The 17,197-nt window shown below is 67.3% G+C and carries 24 protein-coding genes; 17 read left to right on the top strand and 7 right to left on the bottom strand.

Features of this window, described 5'->3' with window-relative positions; genetic code table 11:
• The first annotated feature begins 8 nt into the window (after positions 1-8).
• The 12 genes from JNB62_RS05350 to JNB62_RS19540 all read left to right on the top strand — a co-directional run bounded on the left by JNB62_RS05350 (position 9) and on the right by JNB62_RS19540 (position 11,154).
• Positions 9-920: a hypothetical protein gene (locus JNB62_RS05350; protein ID WP_220299824.1), complete on the top strand. Its 912-nt coding sequence runs from the start codon at positions 9-11 to the stop codon at positions 918-920.
• Positions 920-2,062, top strand: a complete 1,143-nt coding sequence (locus tag JNB62_RS05345; protein WP_220299823.1) for a siphovirus ReqiPepy6 Gp37-like family protein — start codon at positions 920-922, stop codon at positions 2,060-2,062. Before JNB62_RS05350 ends, JNB62_RS05345 begins: the two co-directional genes overlap by 1 nt.
• Positions 2,063-2,064: 2 nt before the next feature.
• Positions 2,065-2,706, top strand: a complete 642-nt coding sequence (locus tag JNB62_RS05340) for a hypothetical protein (RefSeq protein WP_220299822.1) — start codon at positions 2,065-2,067, stop codon at positions 2,704-2,706.
• Positions 2,706-3,482, top strand: a complete 777-nt coding sequence (locus JNB62_RS05335; protein WP_220299821.1) for a fibronectin type III domain-containing protein — start codon at positions 2,706-2,708, stop codon at positions 3,480-3,482. Before JNB62_RS05340 ends, JNB62_RS05335 begins: the two co-directional genes overlap by 1 nt.
• 67 nt (positions 3,483-3,549) lie before the next feature.
• Positions 3,550-5,262: a peptidoglycan-binding protein gene (locus tag JNB62_RS05330; protein WP_220299820.1), complete on the top strand. Its 1,713-nt coding sequence runs from the start codon at positions 3,550-3,552 to the stop codon at positions 5,260-5,262.
• Entirely contained in the window at positions 5,259-5,396 is a 138-nt protein-coding gene (locus JNB62_RS05325; RefSeq protein WP_220299819.1) for a hypothetical protein, read from the top strand. The genes JNB62_RS05330 and JNB62_RS05325 overlap by 4 nt, the downstream gene beginning before the upstream one ends.
• 2 nt (positions 5,397-5,398) lie before the next feature.
• The gene (locus JNB62_RS05320) at positions 5,399-5,884 is read left to right on the top strand and encodes a hypothetical protein (protein ID WP_220299818.1); all 486 of its coding nucleotides are present in this window, start codon (positions 5,399-5,401) and stop codon (positions 5,882-5,884) included.
• Between the two features lie 9 nt (positions 5,885-5,893).
• The gene (locus JNB62_RS05315) at positions 5,894-6,259 is read left to right on the top strand and encodes a hypothetical protein (protein ID WP_220299817.1); all 366 of its coding nucleotides are present in this window, start codon (positions 5,894-5,896) and stop codon (positions 6,257-6,259) included.
• Between the two features lie 13 nt (positions 6,260-6,272).
• Complete coding sequence (locus JNB62_RS05310) at positions 6,273-6,731, top strand: holin (RefSeq protein WP_220299816.1); 459 nt, start codon at positions 6,273-6,275, stop codon at positions 6,729-6,731.
• Between the two features lie 438 nt (positions 6,732-7,169).
• A complete protein-coding gene (locus tag JNB62_RS05305) occupies positions 7,170-8,762 on the top strand; it encodes a glycoside hydrolase family 55 protein (protein ID WP_220299815.1) in 1,593 nt (530 codons plus the stop codon).
• A gap of 40 nt (positions 8,763-8,802) precedes the next feature.
• Complete coding sequence (locus JNB62_RS05300) at positions 8,803-9,837, top strand: polysaccharide pyruvyl transferase family protein (protein ID WP_220299814.1); 1,035 nt, start codon at positions 8,803-8,805, stop codon at positions 9,835-9,837.
• Between the two features lie 495 nt (positions 9,838-10,332).
• Positions 10,333-11,154, top strand: coding sequence for a GAF domain-containing protein (locus tag JNB62_RS19540; RefSeq protein ID WP_220299813.1), 822 nt, complete (start codon positions 10,333-10,335; stop codon positions 11,152-11,154).
• Between the two features lie 287 nt (positions 11,155-11,441).
• On the opposite strand, the gene JNB62_RS05290 is transcribed toward JNB62_RS19540, so the two are convergent.
• From JNB62_RS05290 to JNB62_RS05275, 4 genes are all read right to left on the bottom strand, one after another.
• The gene (locus tag JNB62_RS05290) at positions 11,442-11,717 is read right to left on the bottom strand and encodes a hypothetical protein (protein WP_220299812.1); all 276 of its coding nucleotides are present in this window, start codon (positions 11,715-11,717) and stop codon (positions 11,442-11,444) included.
• A 9-nt stretch (positions 11,718-11,726) separates the two neighbouring features.
• Entirely contained in the window at positions 11,727-12,032 is a 306-nt protein-coding gene (locus tag JNB62_RS05285; protein ID WP_220299811.1) for a hypothetical protein, read from the bottom strand.
• Between the two features lie 143 nt (positions 12,033-12,175).
• Entirely contained in the window at positions 12,176-13,546 is a 1,371-nt protein-coding gene (locus JNB62_RS05280; RefSeq protein WP_220299810.1) for a M23 family metallopeptidase, read from the bottom strand.
• Positions 13,547-13,631: 85 nt separating this feature from the next.
• The gene (locus JNB62_RS05275; RefSeq protein WP_220299809.1) at positions 13,632-13,802 is read right to left on the bottom strand and encodes a hypothetical protein; all 171 of its coding nucleotides are present in this window, start codon (positions 13,800-13,802) and stop codon (positions 13,632-13,634) included.
• A gap of 47 nt (positions 13,803-13,849) precedes the next feature.
• On the opposite strand from JNB62_RS05275, the gene JNB62_RS05270 reads away from it, so the two are divergent.
• On the top strand, positions 13,850-14,050 hold the full coding sequence (locus JNB62_RS05270; protein WP_220299808.1) for a hypothetical protein: 201 nt from the start codon (positions 13,850-13,852) through the stop codon (positions 14,048-14,050).
• Between the two features lie 19 nt (positions 14,051-14,069).
• Here JNB62_RS05270 and JNB62_RS05265 read toward each other — a convergent pair whose 3' ends face one another.
• Entirely contained in the window at positions 14,070-14,345 is a 276-nt protein-coding gene (locus JNB62_RS05265) for a DUF2188 domain-containing protein (RefSeq protein ID WP_220299807.1), read from the bottom strand.
• A gap of 31 nt (positions 14,346-14,376) precedes the next feature.
• Positions 14,377-14,646: a hypothetical protein gene (locus tag JNB62_RS05260; RefSeq protein WP_220299806.1), complete on the bottom strand. Its 270-nt coding sequence runs from the start codon at positions 14,644-14,646 to the stop codon at positions 14,377-14,379.
• Between the two features lie 52 nt (positions 14,647-14,698).
• Between JNB62_RS05260 and JNB62_RS05255 the strand changes: the two genes are divergently transcribed.
• From JNB62_RS05255 to JNB62_RS05240, 4 genes are all read left to right on the top strand, one after another.
• On the top strand, positions 14,699-14,902 hold the full coding sequence (locus JNB62_RS05255; protein ID WP_220299805.1) for a hypothetical protein: 204 nt from the start codon (positions 14,699-14,701) through the stop codon (positions 14,900-14,902).
• Positions 14,815-15,093: a DUF3263 domain-containing protein gene (locus JNB62_RS19535; protein ID WP_308291730.1), complete on the top strand. Its 279-nt coding sequence runs from the start codon at positions 14,815-14,817 to the stop codon at positions 15,091-15,093. Before JNB62_RS05255 ends, JNB62_RS19535 begins: the two co-directional genes overlap by 88 nt.
• A 477-nt stretch (positions 15,094-15,570) precedes the next feature.
• Positions 15,571-15,750 (top strand): hypothetical protein, encoded by a 180-nt coding sequence (locus JNB62_RS05245; protein ID WP_220299803.1) that lies wholly within the window; start codon positions 15,571-15,573, stop codon positions 15,748-15,750.
• Entirely contained in the window at positions 15,747-16,010 is a 264-nt protein-coding gene (locus tag JNB62_RS05240; RefSeq protein WP_220299802.1) for a hypothetical protein, read from the top strand. The genes JNB62_RS05245 and JNB62_RS05240 overlap by 4 nt, the downstream gene beginning before the upstream one ends.
• 527 nt (positions 16,011-16,537) lie before the next feature.
• Here the strand turns inward: JNB62_RS05240 and JNB62_RS05235 are convergent.
• Entirely contained in the window at positions 16,538-17,197 is a 660-nt protein-coding gene (locus JNB62_RS05235) for a hypothetical protein (RefSeq protein WP_220299801.1), read from the bottom strand.

Raw genomic sequence — 17,197 nt, 5'->3', positions numbered from 1 at the left:
AGGTCTCGATGCCGATTGTCCTGGCGGCTCCTGCGAGCACCTCCGGTGCCGGCTCGTCCGCGTTCTCGCCTCGCGCGATGACGTGGACGGGCTGGGACGGGAGTCTCTGGCCGCTCGTGGGGTCGACAGCGAGGAACCCCCGCATGGCGCCGGGTGTGCAGGGCCTCCACATGCCGCCGATGGTGATCCACAAGTCGTCGTCGCCGCTGGTCGCCGGCGAAGACCTGCTCGGCTACTCGCTGCCCGCCCGCCCGGTCTATTGGCCGATGCTGTTCCGCGCGGCATCCGCGGCGCAGTGGGAGGAAGATCACGGCGCGTTCTTCGACTCGTTCCACCCGATCATCCCCGGCACGTGGACGGTCGGCATCGGCGACAAGGCGCGCTCGCTGCCGCTGACAGGCGTGTTCGACGGGTCGTACTCGTTCGAGCGCGACCCGTTCGTGACGGGTCGGGCGCTGATCGGTGTCGAGCTGTCGGCGCCGCGGCCGCTGTGGAGGGGGAAGCGGATCTCGCGTCCGTTCTACGCGGCCGAGGGCGTCGACTTCATCGACGCCGACGGGGCGCCCACGTTCCATGTCTCCGGCGCGGCGACGTTCCAGGAGGCGCGGATCCCGAACCCGGGCGACGAGCCCGCGTACCTCGTGTGGACGGCAGTCGGGCCGCTGGAGAACGTGCAGCTCGGCGTCGGCGATGCGGTCATCGACGTGCCATTTCCCATCGCGGACGGCGAGGTGCTGCAGATCGACACCGACCCGGCAGGTCTGTTCGCGACGCTCGACGGCGCGGACGTCACCCGTGACCTCGGGTTCCAGATGTTCGCGCCCGTCCCGGCGCGCGGCGAGACCCGGCTCGTGATCATCGCGGCCGGCGCTGGCGCGGTGACCGCGGAACTCGTGCCCCTGTACTGGCGGGCGTTCTGATGGTCGCGCGGAAGTACCTGCAGGCTCAGTTCTTCGACTCGGGCTCGTCGTTCATCCGCCAGGTGATCCCCTCCAAGACCGTCGCGACGCTCCGCTGGAACGTCGCATCCTCCGCGTACCTCACACTGCGCGACGACCACCCCATCGTCTCCACGCTCGTGGGCGAGGAGGGCGTCCGCTGCGCCGTGTGGATGGTCACCGAGGACGGAGCGACCCACAACGCTCGCCGGCTCCTCGAGGGCCGTGTCGGGGCGCCAGCCGGCGCCGATGCACCGAACGGCACAGTGACCGTCCCGGTGCTGGACGACTTCCAGGAGCTCGCGACGATCCTCGGCTGGCAGGTGCCGGGCGCGCTCATCGGCGGGCAGGGCGCCTCGGAGTACTGGCGCGCCGCCGGGACGTCGGAAGCGAACGCGAAGGCCGCGATCGCGGCGAACGTGACCCGGCTCGGACTCCCGTGGGACGTCGCGCCGTCGCTGGGGCGAGGACTCTCGCGACCGATCGAGCTGCGAATGGATCCGCTGGCGTCGACGATCGTGCCTCCGCTGGTGCAGGACAGGCTGCAGCTCGTCATCGAACGCAACGAGGACACAGGCAGGTGGCTCGTCGACGTCCGCGAGGGTGAGACATTCTCGCGCCCGATCACACCGCAGTCGGGGGTGCTGTCGAACTGGTCGTGGGTGAAGCAGCCCGCCACCGCGACGCGTGCTGTCGTCGGCGGCCGAGGTGACGGGGTGGCCCGCGAGTTCGCGCTCGTCGTCGACGCGGCGCTCGAGGCAGAACTGGGCACCGTGCTCGAAGTGTTCGTCGACGCGCGGAACGCCGAGGAAGGCGCGAGCCTCGTCCCCTATGGTGAGGCGGCACTCGCAGACCGGGCCGCGAAGGCGGGCCTGACCGCTGAGCTGCGGGAGACGTCGTGGTTCCGATTCCCGGATGCCTACGACGTTGGCACGAAGGTGCTCGTGCAGATCGGGGCGCTGTCCGTCGAGGACGTCATCTCGCAGATCACCGTGACCCACGACGTCCAGTCCGGGTTCTCCGTCGTGCCGACGGTGGGTCTCGCATCCGAGGACCCGCAGGCGCGTCTCGTCGGCTTCATCAACAACGTGGCGACCGCGGTGCGCGGTCTCGAGAGGCGGTAACCGTGACCATCACGTCGAAGGGGTACGAGGGCTCGGTCGACTACGCGACGTGGGCGCTCGTGGCTTCCCACGCAGGAGCCGAGTACGGCGTCGTCGGACTCCCGTCGTTCGCGCTGTCGGCCGGGCCCGGCGACCGTGAGGTGCGGGTCGCTGCCGGGCGTGCAGTGGGGCAGGGCATCGTCGACGACTCCGACGCTGTCACGTCGCTCGTCGGCACACCGGTCACCGCGGGCAACCGTTGGGACCTCGTGTGTCTCCGTCGTGACTGGCTGACCGGCACATCGACGCTGGTCCTACTGCCAGGTCTGGCGTCCGGCGACAAGGTGATCCCGATCGCTCAGATGGAACGCGACCCTGGGGTGACCGACGATCAGCCGATCGGGCTTGTGCGGTTCGCGGCGGGCCAGTCGGCGGCGCAGGAATTCGAGGACCTCCGGGTCTGGTACGGCTCGGGCGGCACCGCGGCGAAGTCGCTGCTGGTCCGACAGTTCCTCGACCGCATCGGCTCGCGCGTATGGATCCAGGGCATCACCTGGGTTCGCGGATTCGCCTCCGACGGCACCGACAGGTGGGTGCCTGACTCGGTGTACGTCGGCACGACCGCCCCGCCCTACGCCGACAACCTGCTCTGGGTGAGGCCGTAATGGCCTTCGTCGACAAGGCGACCGGTCAGGCTGGCGCACTCCGGATCGACTTCGACGGCACGACGGTTCGGTTCTACGTCTACGGCGGGTACTCGACGACCAACTCCGGCGGGCTCGGATGGAGCGGCGTCGTCAACGGCGTCGGTGTCGGTGGCTCGCAGCCGTGGTCGACGGGGACGAAGCCAGCGCCCGGCCTCCTGTTCGGCGCGTGGACAGCGAACTACGGCACGCAGACGGTGTCGTTCACACTCAACGCGACGGGCACGAGCGGACTCGGTGGGCCGACCACGCTCACGATGACGATCACCCGGCAGGCGCCACCTCCACCGGCGACACCGCCTGCCGCGCCGCACAGTCTGTCGGTGAGCGACATCACGCTGACCTCGTTCCGGGTGACCTACAGCCGAGGTGCCAACAACGGCGCGGCGATCGACCAGGATCACGCCGAGTGGTCCCGCGTCTCCGACGGCGTCGTGGTGTGGGACGACGCCCCGTTCGGTGTTGGCCCTGCTGGCAACCCAAACGGCGCGTCCATGCCTGCCGGAGTCGGCCTCGCGCTGGCATCGGGCGTCGAGTACCGGGTACGCATCCGCTCTCACAACAGCGCTGGATGGGGTCCGTTCTCCGGCTACGTGTCGGCGCGCACTCTGTCCGGCATCCGCGCAGGCAAGGCCGGGGCATTCCCGGTCGCCGAACTGAACGTTGGCAAGGGCAACGCGTTCAGCGTCCCTCAGCTCAGCGTCGGCAAGGCAGGTTCGTTCGGGCCTCCGACCTGATCTCGTACGCATCACGCTCATCTGGCCCCGCCTGTCGGGGGCTTCGTCGTTCTCGGAGGGACTCATCATGACCCGCTGGCCGAATGGCTCATCCACCCAGCCGCGCGTCTCGTCGCCGTACGGGCCGCGCGACCCCAGGGTCGGGATCTCGAACTTCCACCACGGTGTCGACTTCACCGGGTACTCGACCATCTGCGCGGTGCTGCCAGGCCGCGTGTCGTGGGCGGGGCGGTACAACGACGCCGCCGGAAACGCGGTCTGCATTCGACCTGACGGGTTCAACGACACCGTGGAGATCCTCGACTTCCACGTCGCGTCGTGGAAGGTGTCGAAGGGGCAGCGGGTCTCCGAAGGCCAGGCGCTGGCGGTGCCCGGGCGCACGGGCAACGCTTCCGGCGTCTGCGACCACTTCGAGATCCGGGTGAACGGCACTGCCGTGGACCCGATCGCGTGGATGCGTGCGCACGGCGCCGGGGCTGGCTCTGCTGCGGGCGCGTCTGGTGCCTCGAGCTGGTCGGACGCGCAGAAGCAGACGTTCCTCGTCTCCATCGGCCTGGACACCGGCGGCATCGGCAACGGGTGGGGACCGAAGTCCATCGCCGCGACGAAGACGTTCCAGCAGCTCGTCGGCCTCACCGACGACGGCGTATTCGGACCGAACACGACCGGTGTCGCCCTGGTCATCAGCGCCGGCGCCAACCTCACCGCCCGTCCCGTCGCCGACATCCAGCGCGTCATCGGCGCCGCGGCCGACGGCATCTGGGGCAACAAGACATCGCTCGCGGTGTTCCGCTGGCAGAAGGCGAACGCCCTCACCGCGGACTCGAAGTGGGGTCCGCTGTCGGATGCGAAGGCATTCCCGCCCGCGCCGCCAGTCGTGGTGCCGCCGTCGACGCAGTGGCCAACGAACGGCCGCAACGCGACGTCGCGCCCGACCGCCGAGATCCAGCGCCTCGTCGGCGTGAAGGACGACGGCGAGTACGGGCCCGCGACGTCGCAGGCGGTCGCCGCCTGGCAGTCCGCGCACTGGCTGGAGGCCGACGGCATCTGGGGCCAGGCGTCGGACGGCACCGGGTTCCCACCCGCCGGGTCGATCCACGGCATCGACTACTCGTTCGCACGCCCCGACGTCGCCACGCTCGCGCAGCGCGGCGTGAAGCTCGCCGGCCGCTACCTGTGGTCGCCGACCTACGCCGACGGCCGCACGAACAAGGGCATCAGCAAGGGCGAGCTCGCAGCGCTCAACGGCGCCAGCATCGACGTGTTCTTCATCTACGAAGAGGACGGCAAGGAACTGCTCGGCGGCCGTGACGCCGGCGTGCGCGTCGCGACCGCGGCAGAGGGCTTCCTCACCGCGCTCGGCAAGCAGGGGCACCCGATCTACTTCAACGTCGACTACGACGCGCCCGCGGCGGACCTCCCGAAGATCCTCGAATCGCTCGACGGCATCGCGTCCGTGATCGGCGTGGAGCGGGTCGGCCTGTACGCCGGCTACGGCCCGCTGAAGGCCGCGTTCGACGCGGGGAAGATCCGGTGGGGCTTCCAGACGTACGCGTGGTCCGGTGGCAAGTGGGACGCCCGCGCCCAGCTCCAGCAGTGGTCGAACGGCCAGTGGGGCGGCTCTGTCGACTTCACCCGCGCCATGGTCGCCGAGTACGGCCAGCACCCCGTCACCGTCACGCCGCCGCCCGACCCCGAACCGGACACGGTTCCTGTGGACCGGTCGTGGCTCCAGTCGGTGTTCGACAAGCTCAAGCAACTCCTCGGAGGTGGGAAGTGACCCGTCGCACGAACGTCCAGCACGGGCAGAAGCGGTCCCGGCCACTGCCGATGTGGCTGATCGCCCTCGGAGTCATCGGGGGAGCGCTCGCCGTCGGCTGCCTGCTCGGCGCGCCGAGCGTGGTGGGAGGGTGACCATGGACAAGCACCCGATTCCGCCCCGCCGCCGGCGCCTGTACGAGGCGCTGATCCGGGCGGTCGACCTCGTGGTCTACGCCGCCGTGTTCGCGGGCGGCTGCTACGCGATGTTCGCCACACCGTCCACGGTCGTCGACGAGCTCGGCGACGCGAACTGGCTGATCGTGTTCTGGGCGGTCATGCTGCTCGCCGGCGGATCGGTCGGGTTCGCGGGGCGCGCCTTCCGTCGGTGGATGGTCGAGACGCCGGCGACCGTCGCATCGTTCACGGGAATCCTCGTCTACGTGATCGTGCTCGGCCGGTACGCGTTCACCAGCATCACCGCGGCTGTCGCTGTAGCGCTCACGATCGTCGCCGCGCTGACGATGGCGCGGAGGTGGCTTGAGCTGCAGATCTTCGCGACCGAGCCCGGCCTCAACATGCGCGGCCGGCTCCTCGCAGCGCTCGGGAGGCGAACAGCGAACACCGTCCCGCGCGACCAGTAGGAGGCCGCCGTGGAGAACCCGATCGCGATCATCGTGACCGTCGTCACGTCCGTCGGTTTCGGCGCCGCGGTGAAGGCGATCGTCGACGGCATCCTGATGGCCCGCAAGGGCATCTCCGGCCGCGAGGACCGACGCAAGAGCGACATCATCGCGCAGCGTGATCATGCGCTCGCCCTGCAGCTTGCGGCCGAGGAGGGCGAGCGCGCCGCCGACGCTCGCGCGGACGCCGCTGAGGCCGCGCGTGACCGAGAGCGCGACAAGCGGCGCATCGCGCAGGAGTCGCTCATGGAGGCCCGCTTCCAGCTCCGGGAGCGCGGCATCGATCCGGGCCCGTGGCCCGACTTCGAGAACACCGAGAACCCGAACCGACCGTAGGAGGTCAACGACCATGAAGAGCAACCTCACGAACCCGCTGTGGTGGCGGGACGCCGCACTGCGTGGCCTGTACACGGCGCTCGCGATCGCTCTGCCGTACCTCGGCGGCGCGCTGGTCACGGCGGTGCCGTGGCTGACGATCCTGCTCGCCGGTGGGCTCGGGTTCGTCACCTCGCTGGCGACGTCGCTCGCTGGCCTTCCCGAGGTGGCCGGAGTGAACCTGCCGTGGTGGCTCGCCGCTGTCGAGCGCGTGGTCAAGACGTTCGCGCAGGCGCTCCTGTCCGGCTTCATCGGCGCGACCCTGCTCACCGACGTGCCGTGGACCACCGTGCTGCAGGCAGCGTTCCTCGCTGCTCTCGCGTCACTGGTCCGGCTGATCCTCGCCACTCTCCCCGCCGACCCGACTCGCGCGGTCCCGCAGAACGTGGTCGTGCAAGAGCTGCTGCCCGACCAGACCCAGCGCCACGTCTGACCCACCACCCTGAAAGGAGGCCCGCCCGTGCCCATCCAGGACTACTTCGGCGGATTCCCGGTCGCATACAACCCCGACACGGGGGAGCTCGTGCGCGAGGCCACCTTCCAGGTGTTCGCACCCGACGACCTCGCGTTCGCGACGCCGCTGGCGATCACGGACCCAGCGTCGGGCGCTCCGATCACGAGCCTGCAGTCCACCTCGGACGGAGTCCTCCGCGACTTCAGGGTCGCGGGGGACCCGCCGCAGGTCGTGATCAAGTCGGGGTCGTTCGTAACGAAGCTGACGTCGCTGTACGGCGTGCTCAGGGAGGCCGGGTTCGACCCGGAGACCGTTGCCGCGGCGGCAGCATCTGTGCCCGAGGCGACGGCCGCGCGGGATGCGGCGATCGCGGCCCGCGACGCTGCTCTTGCGGTCCCGACGTCGAACGACGGCATCGTGGAGGCGCTCGTGTCCGACCCGGCGTCGGAGACTGGCGTCGCACTCTCGGCCGCGATTGTCGGGTCTGCATTCCCGGCTGTCTCCGCGCTGAAGTACGGGGACCCCGAGGACAGCACGACCGACCAGACGGCGGCGGTCCAGCAGGTCATCGATGAGGTCGCAGCGGCCGGAGGCGGCGTCATCTCCTGGCCGGCACGGCTCATCGTCGCTGACATCATCCTCAGAACGAACGTCCGGATCATCGGTCAGGGATTCGGACGCAGCGTCATCAAGGCGCCCGCCGGGTCGACGCGCAAGGGCATCGTCACGATCGATCAGTCGGGCGGGCCGGTGCGCCGCGTGTACCTGTCGGACGTATCGATCTCCGGTAACGGCAACCCGAACCAGTGGGGGATCTTCTTCAAGGGTGTCGCGGGCTCGATCGCTCCCTTCGATGGCGGCCTCTGGTACTCCGACTTCGAGCGCCTCCGCATCTCGAACACGCTGCCCGGCGGCATCCTCATGCAGGGCGGTCCGGTATCCAGCCTGCTGCCGCAGCAGTTCCTGAACTTCCGGTCCGTCCACATCCAGCTGACCAGCGGTACGTATCCGAACTGGGTCGGGATCCGCATTGCGGGGCAGGTCGGGCAGGTGCATTTCGATCAGGTTGAGGCCTCCTACCGTGGGACGAACTTCGAGCTCGGAACGAACTACGGCGCCGCAGGCCTCTACGTGTCCCGCGAGATCGACGACAGCGGCGCGATCATCTCCGATAGGTACCCGTACGCGCTGAAGTTCACGACATGCACGTTCCAGGGCTGCGTTGTGGGCGCACGGCTCGACCGGGTCCAGGGTTGCACTCTCGAATCGCCCTGGTTCGAAGACAACCAGTCGGGCATCCTGTTCGAGCAGTCATGTTCGTCGTGCTCCGTGGTGGACGGCACCTTCGCCGACTCGGGGTCGAACGGTGCGGGTACCGGCTACATCGCTCAGGCGACCGGTACTGCGTATGGGGAGATCGACAACCCGACGGTTCTCGGTGCGTACGATCGCACCTGGGTGAACTCGACAGGCCAGGGCCACCTGCGTGTGTGGAACGCCGGCAACGGCTCCGCGAGCATCGCCAACTTCCCGAAGCAGTTCGCTGCTGCCGGGACACTGGTTACCGCTCGCGAGCGGTACATCTCCATCACTGGGGCGACCACCGTGACGAGCTTCACCTCGTATCTGGATCCGGATGAGGTGCTGTACGTCCGCCTCCTCAGCGACGTCACGATCAACGGCTCGTCGGGGAACATCCGTTTCCCGACAGGCGTGAACAACACGACGCTGACGTTCCGTGCCGGCGCGAGGCTGGCGTTCAAGTTCGACAAGAACGGCAACCTGTTCACCCTGATGAGCATGAGTGACCGCGTGCTCGTGAACGCGGCGTTCCGAATCGAGGGCGACAGCGGCAACGGGTACTTCGATTACCGGTCGCAGTCGGCGGATCCGGCTGCACCGACGAGTGGATACGCGCGTCTGTTCATGCGAACCAATGGCAGCGGCAAGGGCGAGCTGTGTGTGCGATTCGCGACCGGCGCTGTGCAGGTGCTGGCGACCGAGCCGTAACGTCACGAGACCGTAACGGTGGTCCTCTAGGGTGGCAGGCGTGACCACGCAGCAGGACACCGACCACCTGACCGAGGTCCGTTGGAAGACGGAGTCGATCCTCCGGCGCCATTCTGGCCTCGAGCAGGATGTCGCGCTGCTAGATGCCCCTGCGCTGATCAACGTCGGCGACTCGATGATCTGGCAAGGCCAGGTCGAGTACATGAACCGCCTCGGGCACCGCATCCGCTACGCGGCCGACATGCAGTCCTACGACGCGCGTCGACTGAAGCGGTCGATGCCTGACGGTGGGATCGTCATGCTCCGCGGCGGCGGGAACTTCGGAGACCTGTGGGTTGGGCACCAGAACTTCCGCGAGCGAGTGGCGCAGGAACTCCGCAACTGCGAGATCGTGCAGCTCACCCAGTCAGTGATGTTCCGGGACCCGGCACGGGCGGCTCAGGCGAACAAGGTCCTGAGCGCGCACCCGTCGTTCACGCTGCTCGTCCGGGATGACCTGTCGATGGAGCGCGCACGCGAGCAGCTGCCTGACGTGAAGATCGAGCGCGCCTACGACATGGCCCTGGGGTGGACGCCGCGACGCACAGCGGAGCCCACCCCGGGTCGGGTAGTGGTCATCGCCCGGAGGGACCGTGAGGCGTCATCGGGTCTCGCGGAGGCCTCGGAGGCGTGGCGGACACCGTACGACGTGCATGTGACGGACTGGGGCAGCCATGCTCGCTACCCGTCGCGGTGGGGTGCCACCCGCAAGCTGCTGAAGCAGAATGGGAAGCTCGTCTATCGACAGTGGCCCTCACTGCCGCAGCCCACGATCGAGCGCAGCCTCCGGTATCTCAACCGGTGGAACCTCGACTCCGCCGTCGACCTGTTCAGCCAGGCGCAAGCCATGGTCGTCGACCGACTCCACGCCCACGTGATCGCCTCGCTGCTCGGCATACCGCACGTGGTGCTCGACAATGACCACGGCAAGATCAGTTCCGTGTTCCACTCATACACGGGCCAGTTCTCAACGGCGCACTACACGACGTCGACCGACGAGGCCCGCGCAATTCTCGACGAGCTCATGTCGCGCTGAGCCAGAGCCGCAGTCCCAGAACGAGCAAGGACACCACCCCCAGAACGAGACCGGCCGCGGACATCAGTCGGTTTCCGCGGAGCCCTCCTCGCGCATGCACGAGGCCAATCACTCCGACGATGACCGCCGCCGCGGCCAAGATGAGCGTCAAGCCCACGAGGCTCGCGTCGCCTAGGGCGAAGATCAGACCGAAGGGGCCTGCCAAGAGCGAAGCGATGGAGGCGGCGTGGATCCTCTCGGCGTCTGACGGAGGGGGCGGTTCGTCTTGGCTCACCTCGCCGAGCGTAGTCCGGCCTGACCGCATGTACTGATTCACCTATCGCACGCACTACTCCCGAGTTACCGCCCTTCTGGCTTCGGCCGGGAGGGTGGTTCTGTCGTTCCCACTGCGCGTCGTGCTGGATGATCTTCGCGCCGAGCTCATCCTCCACTGGAGGCTCTGGAGGGTTGGGCGCGTTCGTCATGTAGGCAGAAGGCCAGGTAAAGTGCCCATCTGTGGTGGGGGACAACGGGGACGACTCGTCGCGGTCGATAGCCGAGGCGTTGCATGCGGGGCTCGACTGGTGCTTCAACAAGCTCGCGTGGCTGCCTGTCACCCTCGTCATCGTCCTGAATGGCCTAGGCGGTCTATTCGCGATCCTCGCGGGATTCGCACCGGTCAAGGACCGCCCCGTCAATGTCGCGATCGCTGTCGCAGCTGTCGTTCTCGCAGGTATCCTGTCAGCCCTGATCGAGCGCGAGCGCCGGCATTCTGAATCAGTGCGCACCCGAGAGGGCGCGACAGCCCAGCTCGCCGTAACCGAGGCGGTGCTCCCGGTTCTGGCCCTCGTGGGAAAGATGGCCTCCGAACCCTCCAACCGGCGCGCAGTGCCGTTCGAGAAGACTGTCAGCCACGTCCTGCAGTCCAAGGCTGTTCTCTTCCCCGGCGTCAAGGATGTCCGAATGGTCGTGTACCGCGTCGAGATAGACGGACCGAGGAAGCGGTTGGTCGTCGAGGACTCAGCGGGTCGCCGCCGCGACAAGCCCGAGCCGTTCGTGGCTGGGGACGGCGGTCGGGGCGATGCGGCGTTCGAGTGGCTGTCAGGCGGGAAGCCGAAGTTCGTCCCCAACACGGCGGCGGAGTACGACAAGGCGTGGAAGGGGTCCGGCCGGGGGTACCGCACCTATATATCTGTGCCTATCCTGGTGAAGGATGAGGCCTTCGGAATGCTCACCGTCGACGCGCCGACACCCGGCGATCTCGACGAGACAGACGTCCCGCTAGTTGAGGTCCTCGCAGGGTTGCTCGCCGTCGGATACCGATTGAGGTCGAGATGAATCAGCGTCGTGTCTACCGGGCGATGTCACACGCTGTCCGTACACTCCGAACTAGGCGACGTGGGGAGAAGCCGATGGCAGATCGAATCAAGGTAACGCCTAGCCAGCAGAGCCGGACCGGGCGTTTCGACGAACAAGCCCTGCAAGCGCGCCGCGCGAATGCGGAGCGGCTTGTGCGAGACGAAGAGTCTCGCCGTCGTACGCGACGGTTCAACGCACGCACGACGTGAAAAAGCAGCCCCTCTCGCACCGCGGTGTGAGAGGGGCAATTTCGTGTCCGCGGCTGGTCAGAGCGCGCGGACGCTCAGCAGCCGCCACCCCTGGGGCACCTTGGCCTCGAGCGCGGCCATGTCGTCGGCCTCGATCTCCTGCACACCGTCCATGCGCGTGATCGTGGCTGTCGACGTGAGTAGGTGCGACCCCTTCGGCATGGCGGCCGGCACGTTGGTCGCCGCCCACCCGTCGGGGAGCTGCGCGTCGACGGCCGCCTGCAGTGCGGCGAGGGAGTCGCCCTCCACCTCGATGGTGCGGGTCTCCAGGGGACGGATGCGGCCGATCAGCATGCGTCGATCCTACGAGCGGCGGGTGACGGCGTTCCGCCACACCATAGTCTCGGTGGTGCCGCGGGGACCGTTCCACTCGACGTTCACGACCCGGTCGTTCCACCCGCGTGCGAACGCCGCAATGCGTTCGGCGGGGCGGTCGGGCCATGACACCCACGCCCACACGGCAGGCTTGGACTCGCTTCGTGGAACCCAGTGGATCGGGTTCGGGCCGAACGCCTGCTGCGGCAGGGTGGTTGGGCGGGGCGAGGCCTCTGCGATCGCCTTGTCGTTCAGGGCGTCGTAGTAAGCCTCGTAGCGTCGGTTCTTGGTCACGGGTGGGCCGGGATTCCTTCCTCCGGCCGAGGCTTCAAGAATAGCGGTGAGGGTCGTCTGACACCGGGCGCCCGTTCGTCGCGGACTGGTTCCGATGATTCCCCAGCGCGCCTCCCAGACACGTCCGGGAGGCGCGCGGCGATTTAGTTCAGCGCAATTTTCACGGAGTTCGCGAAATAGCCATTCCATCCAGCGTTGAGTGCACCCGTCTTGACGACGACACTGCCCCCGCTGCGAACGGCGATCCGGTTCCCAGACAGGGCGAAGTCGCTCGCGGAGGGTGCCACGTTCTCCCAGCCTTCAAACAGATTCCCCGCCTTGATGTCCAGGCTCGACCCGTTGAGAAGTCCCACGCGGTCGCTTGTCAGCTCGATCCGCTGGGCGCCCGCCATTGGTACCCAGCCGTCGAAGAGATTGCCCTCCTTGACGTAAGCAGCGCCCCCTGAGACCACGCCGATACGGTTCCCATGCAAGGCGAAGTCGGTAACCCCGCCGTATTGGTTTGTCCATTCAGCAAAGAGGGTGCCCTCCTTCACTTTGAGGAGGCCGCCGGCGACAACTCCGATGCGACCATTGGCCGCGTCGATTTGGCTGACGCCTCCGATTTGCGGGACCCAGGTGCTGGAGAAGAGCCCGTCCTTCGCCATGACGTTCCCGTCCTTGTGGAGGACGACGAACCGGTCGCCATCGACTGCGACATCCTGAGCGTTGCTCGCTAGACCGACCCAACCAGTGTCAAAACCTCCTCGCAGCACCCACGCGCCGCCCCAGATGTCGACCGCTGCCACAGTCAACCCGTCGGCCGACACCGCAGCGATGTTCTCGCGCAATGGCACCACTGGCGCGAGCGCGGATTCCTTTCCCTCGAGCGTCCCGGCGGTGTTGATGGAGAAGGAACGTTCGGCGACAGGCGTTGGAGCTGGCTCGCCGACGGCAGGCGAGTTGCTGAGCCATACTTCAGGACTCTGATACTGAGTGCCGTTGTTGACGCAGACCTCAAGATGCAGGTGAGCAGCGCCTGCGCCCCGGGAGCCGACGTACCCGATCAGCGTCCCCGCAGCGACGCTGTCCCCGATGTTCAGGGCGCTCGGGACATCCATGTGCAGGTAACGGCTGAATACCCCGTCGCCGTGATCGATGCCGATGTAGTAACCCATGGCCGACGCATCGCCCTTTGCCACGACTCTGCCCGGCCCGATCGAGTAGAACTCGCGACCTCGGATGCCGTCGTAGTTGTAGTCGGTGCCGACATGCGGGTTTGAACACTGACAGGTGCGGTAGGACCGGTAGGGCGAGGAGATCCGTGGTATCGGAGCGGTGAACGGCTGGACGAATCCCGGTGGGGCGACCCGATCGACGGCGGCGTAGTCGGACGCATCCGGCGGCCAGCCCGCTGGCCAAGCATTTGCCCGTGTCGGTCGCTCGAGCCCGACCAAGGCCGCCCCGGCCAGTAACGAGCCCGTGGTCAACAGTGCTCGTCTGCTCAGCTGTGGCCGCTGTCTATTTTCGCTCATGCGAGGAAGCTAGCAAGAGCCTTCGGCCGACGACGGGCTAATCATCACGATGTGGATAACTGACCTGACTGCCGACCGTGGAGCTTCACCAGCCCCTGAGGCTCGGCCCGTCGAACTTCTGCGGGATCCGGATCGGCATCGTCGGCGTGATCGTATGGCCGCATTCGGGACACTCCCACCCGCCGGCGATGTCGCGCATGAGGATGCCGTCGTTCGGGCACCGCAGCTGCGCGCCGTCGTCGAGCGGATCCGTCATGTAGTCGAGCGTACGCCGATGTCGGAACCCTGCTGCAGGATGCCCTCGTGCCTGAAGACAACCTCGTCGACCGAGCCCGCACCCTCGGCGGCGACCACGCCGAAGCCCAGCAGATGGGCAAGCTCCACCACCGTCTGTACTCCGGCCGTGACGTCGCGCGTGCCCTGGGTGTCGTCGATCAGCTCGACGGAGACCAGTACGTCGCGCTGCGCGAGGCGTACGACGACGGCTGGAGCTTCTTCTGGTGAGGCCGGCCGGGCTGCTCGACTAGCGGCGGTCCTTCGCCGCAGTCTCGTTCTTTGATCCGGAGTCGGCGTCGCGGAACTTGCCGTTCTTCCCCTGGATGCGTACGTCGCCGCGGCCGCGGCCTGTGTTCTCGACGATCTCCCGTGCGCGGTCGATCGCTTCGGCCTGGGTGTCGAAGTGAGCGGACGCGCGCTTCGCGTGCTCCTTGATCACATCCCACCCGCCACGCTCCTTGTTCGGGACGACGTACCTGTCCTCATCGTTGTTCGCCATGGCGCACAAGGTAGCGGCGGCCATGACGACGCGGAAGAGGGTTGATCGCGGGGGATCAGGTGAGGCTGAGAATCGCCACGAGGATGACGGCGACCAGGCCGGCGACGGATCCGGCGTACGCGAGCCACCCGCCTCCGGTGCCCCGCCGTGAGTTCACCACGGCGACGATGCCGAGGATGATCGCGGCGGCGCCGAGGATCAGCGCGATGGGGTAGGTGCCAGCGGCGACCGGGATGAGGACGAGTGCGGCGAGCCCGAGAATGAGAGCCGTCACGGCGGCGGCGCTGACGGGCTTCGCGGTCGCGGGAGCGTCGTCGCTGTTCATGCGGCTCAGGCTATCGGGCGGATGTCGGTGGTTCTAGGCATCATGGTTCCCCATGGGGACTGGGGATCAGAGCCGCGCGCAGCAGGATGACGTCTGGCGGCGGAACCGCGACAGCGTTGAGGTCGTCGTCGAGGACGTGTTCGAGATGGACGGTGAGTGCCTCGTCGGGTGGGGCGAGATCGACTCACCGCACGAGAACATCTGCACGGAGCGGTACTTCGTTCGGGCGTACACGCTCGTCGAGCGTCCGGTGTGACACCGGGGGAGTTGCTCGAGTTCGAGCGTGCATGGCCGCGCCACACGGGTGCGAAGGAAGAAGCGATCATCCGCCAGTTCGACATGAAGCCAGCCCGGTACTACCAATTGCTTCACCGCGCCGCGGGGTCCCTCGAGGGACTCGCGCATGACCCATTCACCGCGAGACGCGTTCTGCGCAGCGCTGCCTGACGATCACATCCCCTCTCACCGCATGGTGGGAGGGGATGTGCTGTTGTCGGTTGGCGCACAACAGGGCACGTCGTGATCCCCGATACTGGTGGAGTTGCATATTCCGAAGTGGAGTATTCGGGGTGGTCGCTCCTCGGGCGCCGTCCGGCGGCCGGGCGAGGACGTTCCGGCTGGTGCACCGAGGTCTCGGTCGGGGTGTCCCAGAAGTCGCCTGCGCAGTACCTTGGACCCTACGGCGACTCCGTCCTGGGTGGAGGTGGCGGCAGCGCCCGTAGAGCCGCGCTGCCTGGGACTCGAACACCGCCAGCCCATGGTCGGAAGGCGTGGTGAGCGGGTTCTCGCGATCCGACGCTAATGGCCGTTAGAGCGATGCGGCGTTCGCCCCGATCGGCGACTGACTCAAAGAAGAAGCGACTCGCATGTATGTATGTCAATGCATGAAGCCTCGGTAGGCTGGGGCGCAAGGACGCGACCACAATGACCGAGACCGCTGACACCGCTGCGGAGCTTCGCGAGCTCGTGAATCTGCGGCGGCTCCCCGGTGTCCTCGAGGAGGCGATCAACGAGCGCCTGCTGGCTCTCCGCTTCGGCAACGGCGTTCGGCTGCAGGAGCTCGGCGCCTCGCTGGGCAAGAGCGAGGAGAGGGGCTGGAAATGAACGTCGTCGTGCCGACCGACAAGCCGGTGGCCGCGACAGCCATGGAGCTCGTGCGTCAGGCCCAGCGCGGCGAGATCTCGCACGAGCAGTTCGTCGAGGCACTCAAGCACTGGAACTACGACCCGCAGTACAAGACTCAGAGCGAAGCGGACGACGGGGAGGTCGTGAACAACAGCTTCGACGCCGTCTACCACGCCTATGTGGGGCTAGACCTGCTCTCCGATGAGGAGTATGACGAGATCGAAAGAGCACTCGCTTGACGGACTCCGACCACTTCAAGCACCTGTCTGATCCGCGACCGGCAGGTGTTGGCGATGGCCGACCCTCCCGGCGCAGGCAAGGGCCCCGGGCGACGCAAACACGGAGCGAGGCGAAGCGCTGACGGTTCATCGACCCGGACTATTTCAAGACGCGGCTGCTGCGCGGGCTGCGCACCTTGGGTGAGGACGACGAGATCGTAGTAGCGGTGGTGAAGTCCGGGATGGGCGGGCTTGAGCGGTTGGTCGCGAAGATCGGCCCATCACCGGGCTACCTATCCAAGGCACGTCGTCTATCGGTCACTGGAAGTGAGCCGACGCCGATATGACGTGTCCGATGGCATCGCTTCGTGTCCGACAGGAGGCGACGTATCCCGCACAGTCCCGAGGAAGCGGGTGAGATCTCGCGGCCTTCGGAGTGCACTCGAGCGTCCTCGGCTGCAGCCGTCCTTGTCGAGCGCTGCCCGGCGGCGTTGCGATGGCTGCCGGAATGACGGACCCAGCGGGAACCCCACCGATCCTTCTCGTGATCATGCAGTCGCCCGAGGAGCGTCGCCGCTGCCTGCGCTAACCTCCTCGGCCCGCCAAGATTTCACGTGACGCCAGGGCATGTTCTCCCACCATGGTCCCTGCCAGTCGGCCCGGAACTGGAAGAGGCTGTACCAGCGGGCTTCGAAGGATGATGGCGCGCTGATGGGAAGTTCAGCGAGGTATCCGCCGACTTCAACGGAGAGTCTTGGGTCGACGATCAGCTCGAAGCTGGCCAACCCGATGTGGCCGGCGAAGGTGTAGTCCGCGACGTTTGGTGCGAACCGATCGTTGTGAGGCACGTGGAGCGGCAGCAGGGCGCTCTTCACGCGGGCGGCGATTTCATTCAGTGGTTGGTTCGGTTCCGCGCCGGCGGCATCGAGGTTGACGTCGTACCAGTAGTTGCCGCGCGGCGCTCGTTCGATGCCGGAGTTGTACACCGGGTAGGGGCGTACTCCGGCGAACACGCGGTCGAGGGTAGTGATCAGCTCAGCCTCCGATACTGACGATTGGAAGTTGCCGATCAGGGTGGCGTGAGGGGCGAACGCCGCGGCTGCCACGAACCCGTACTGCTGCTTCAACGCGAGCGTGGTCTGGGTGACCGCCCAGCACGTGGCGGGGTCGGGGCGGAGGAAGATGCCGTAGCGGATGTCGTTTCTCAT

The organism is Microbacterium jejuense, assembly GCF_019511665.1.
GTDB classification, from domain to species: Bacteria; Actinomycetota; Actinomycetes; order Actinomycetales; family Microbacteriaceae; genus Microbacterium; species Microbacterium jejuense_A.
This window is presented reverse-complemented; position numbering and strand designations above follow the sequence as displayed.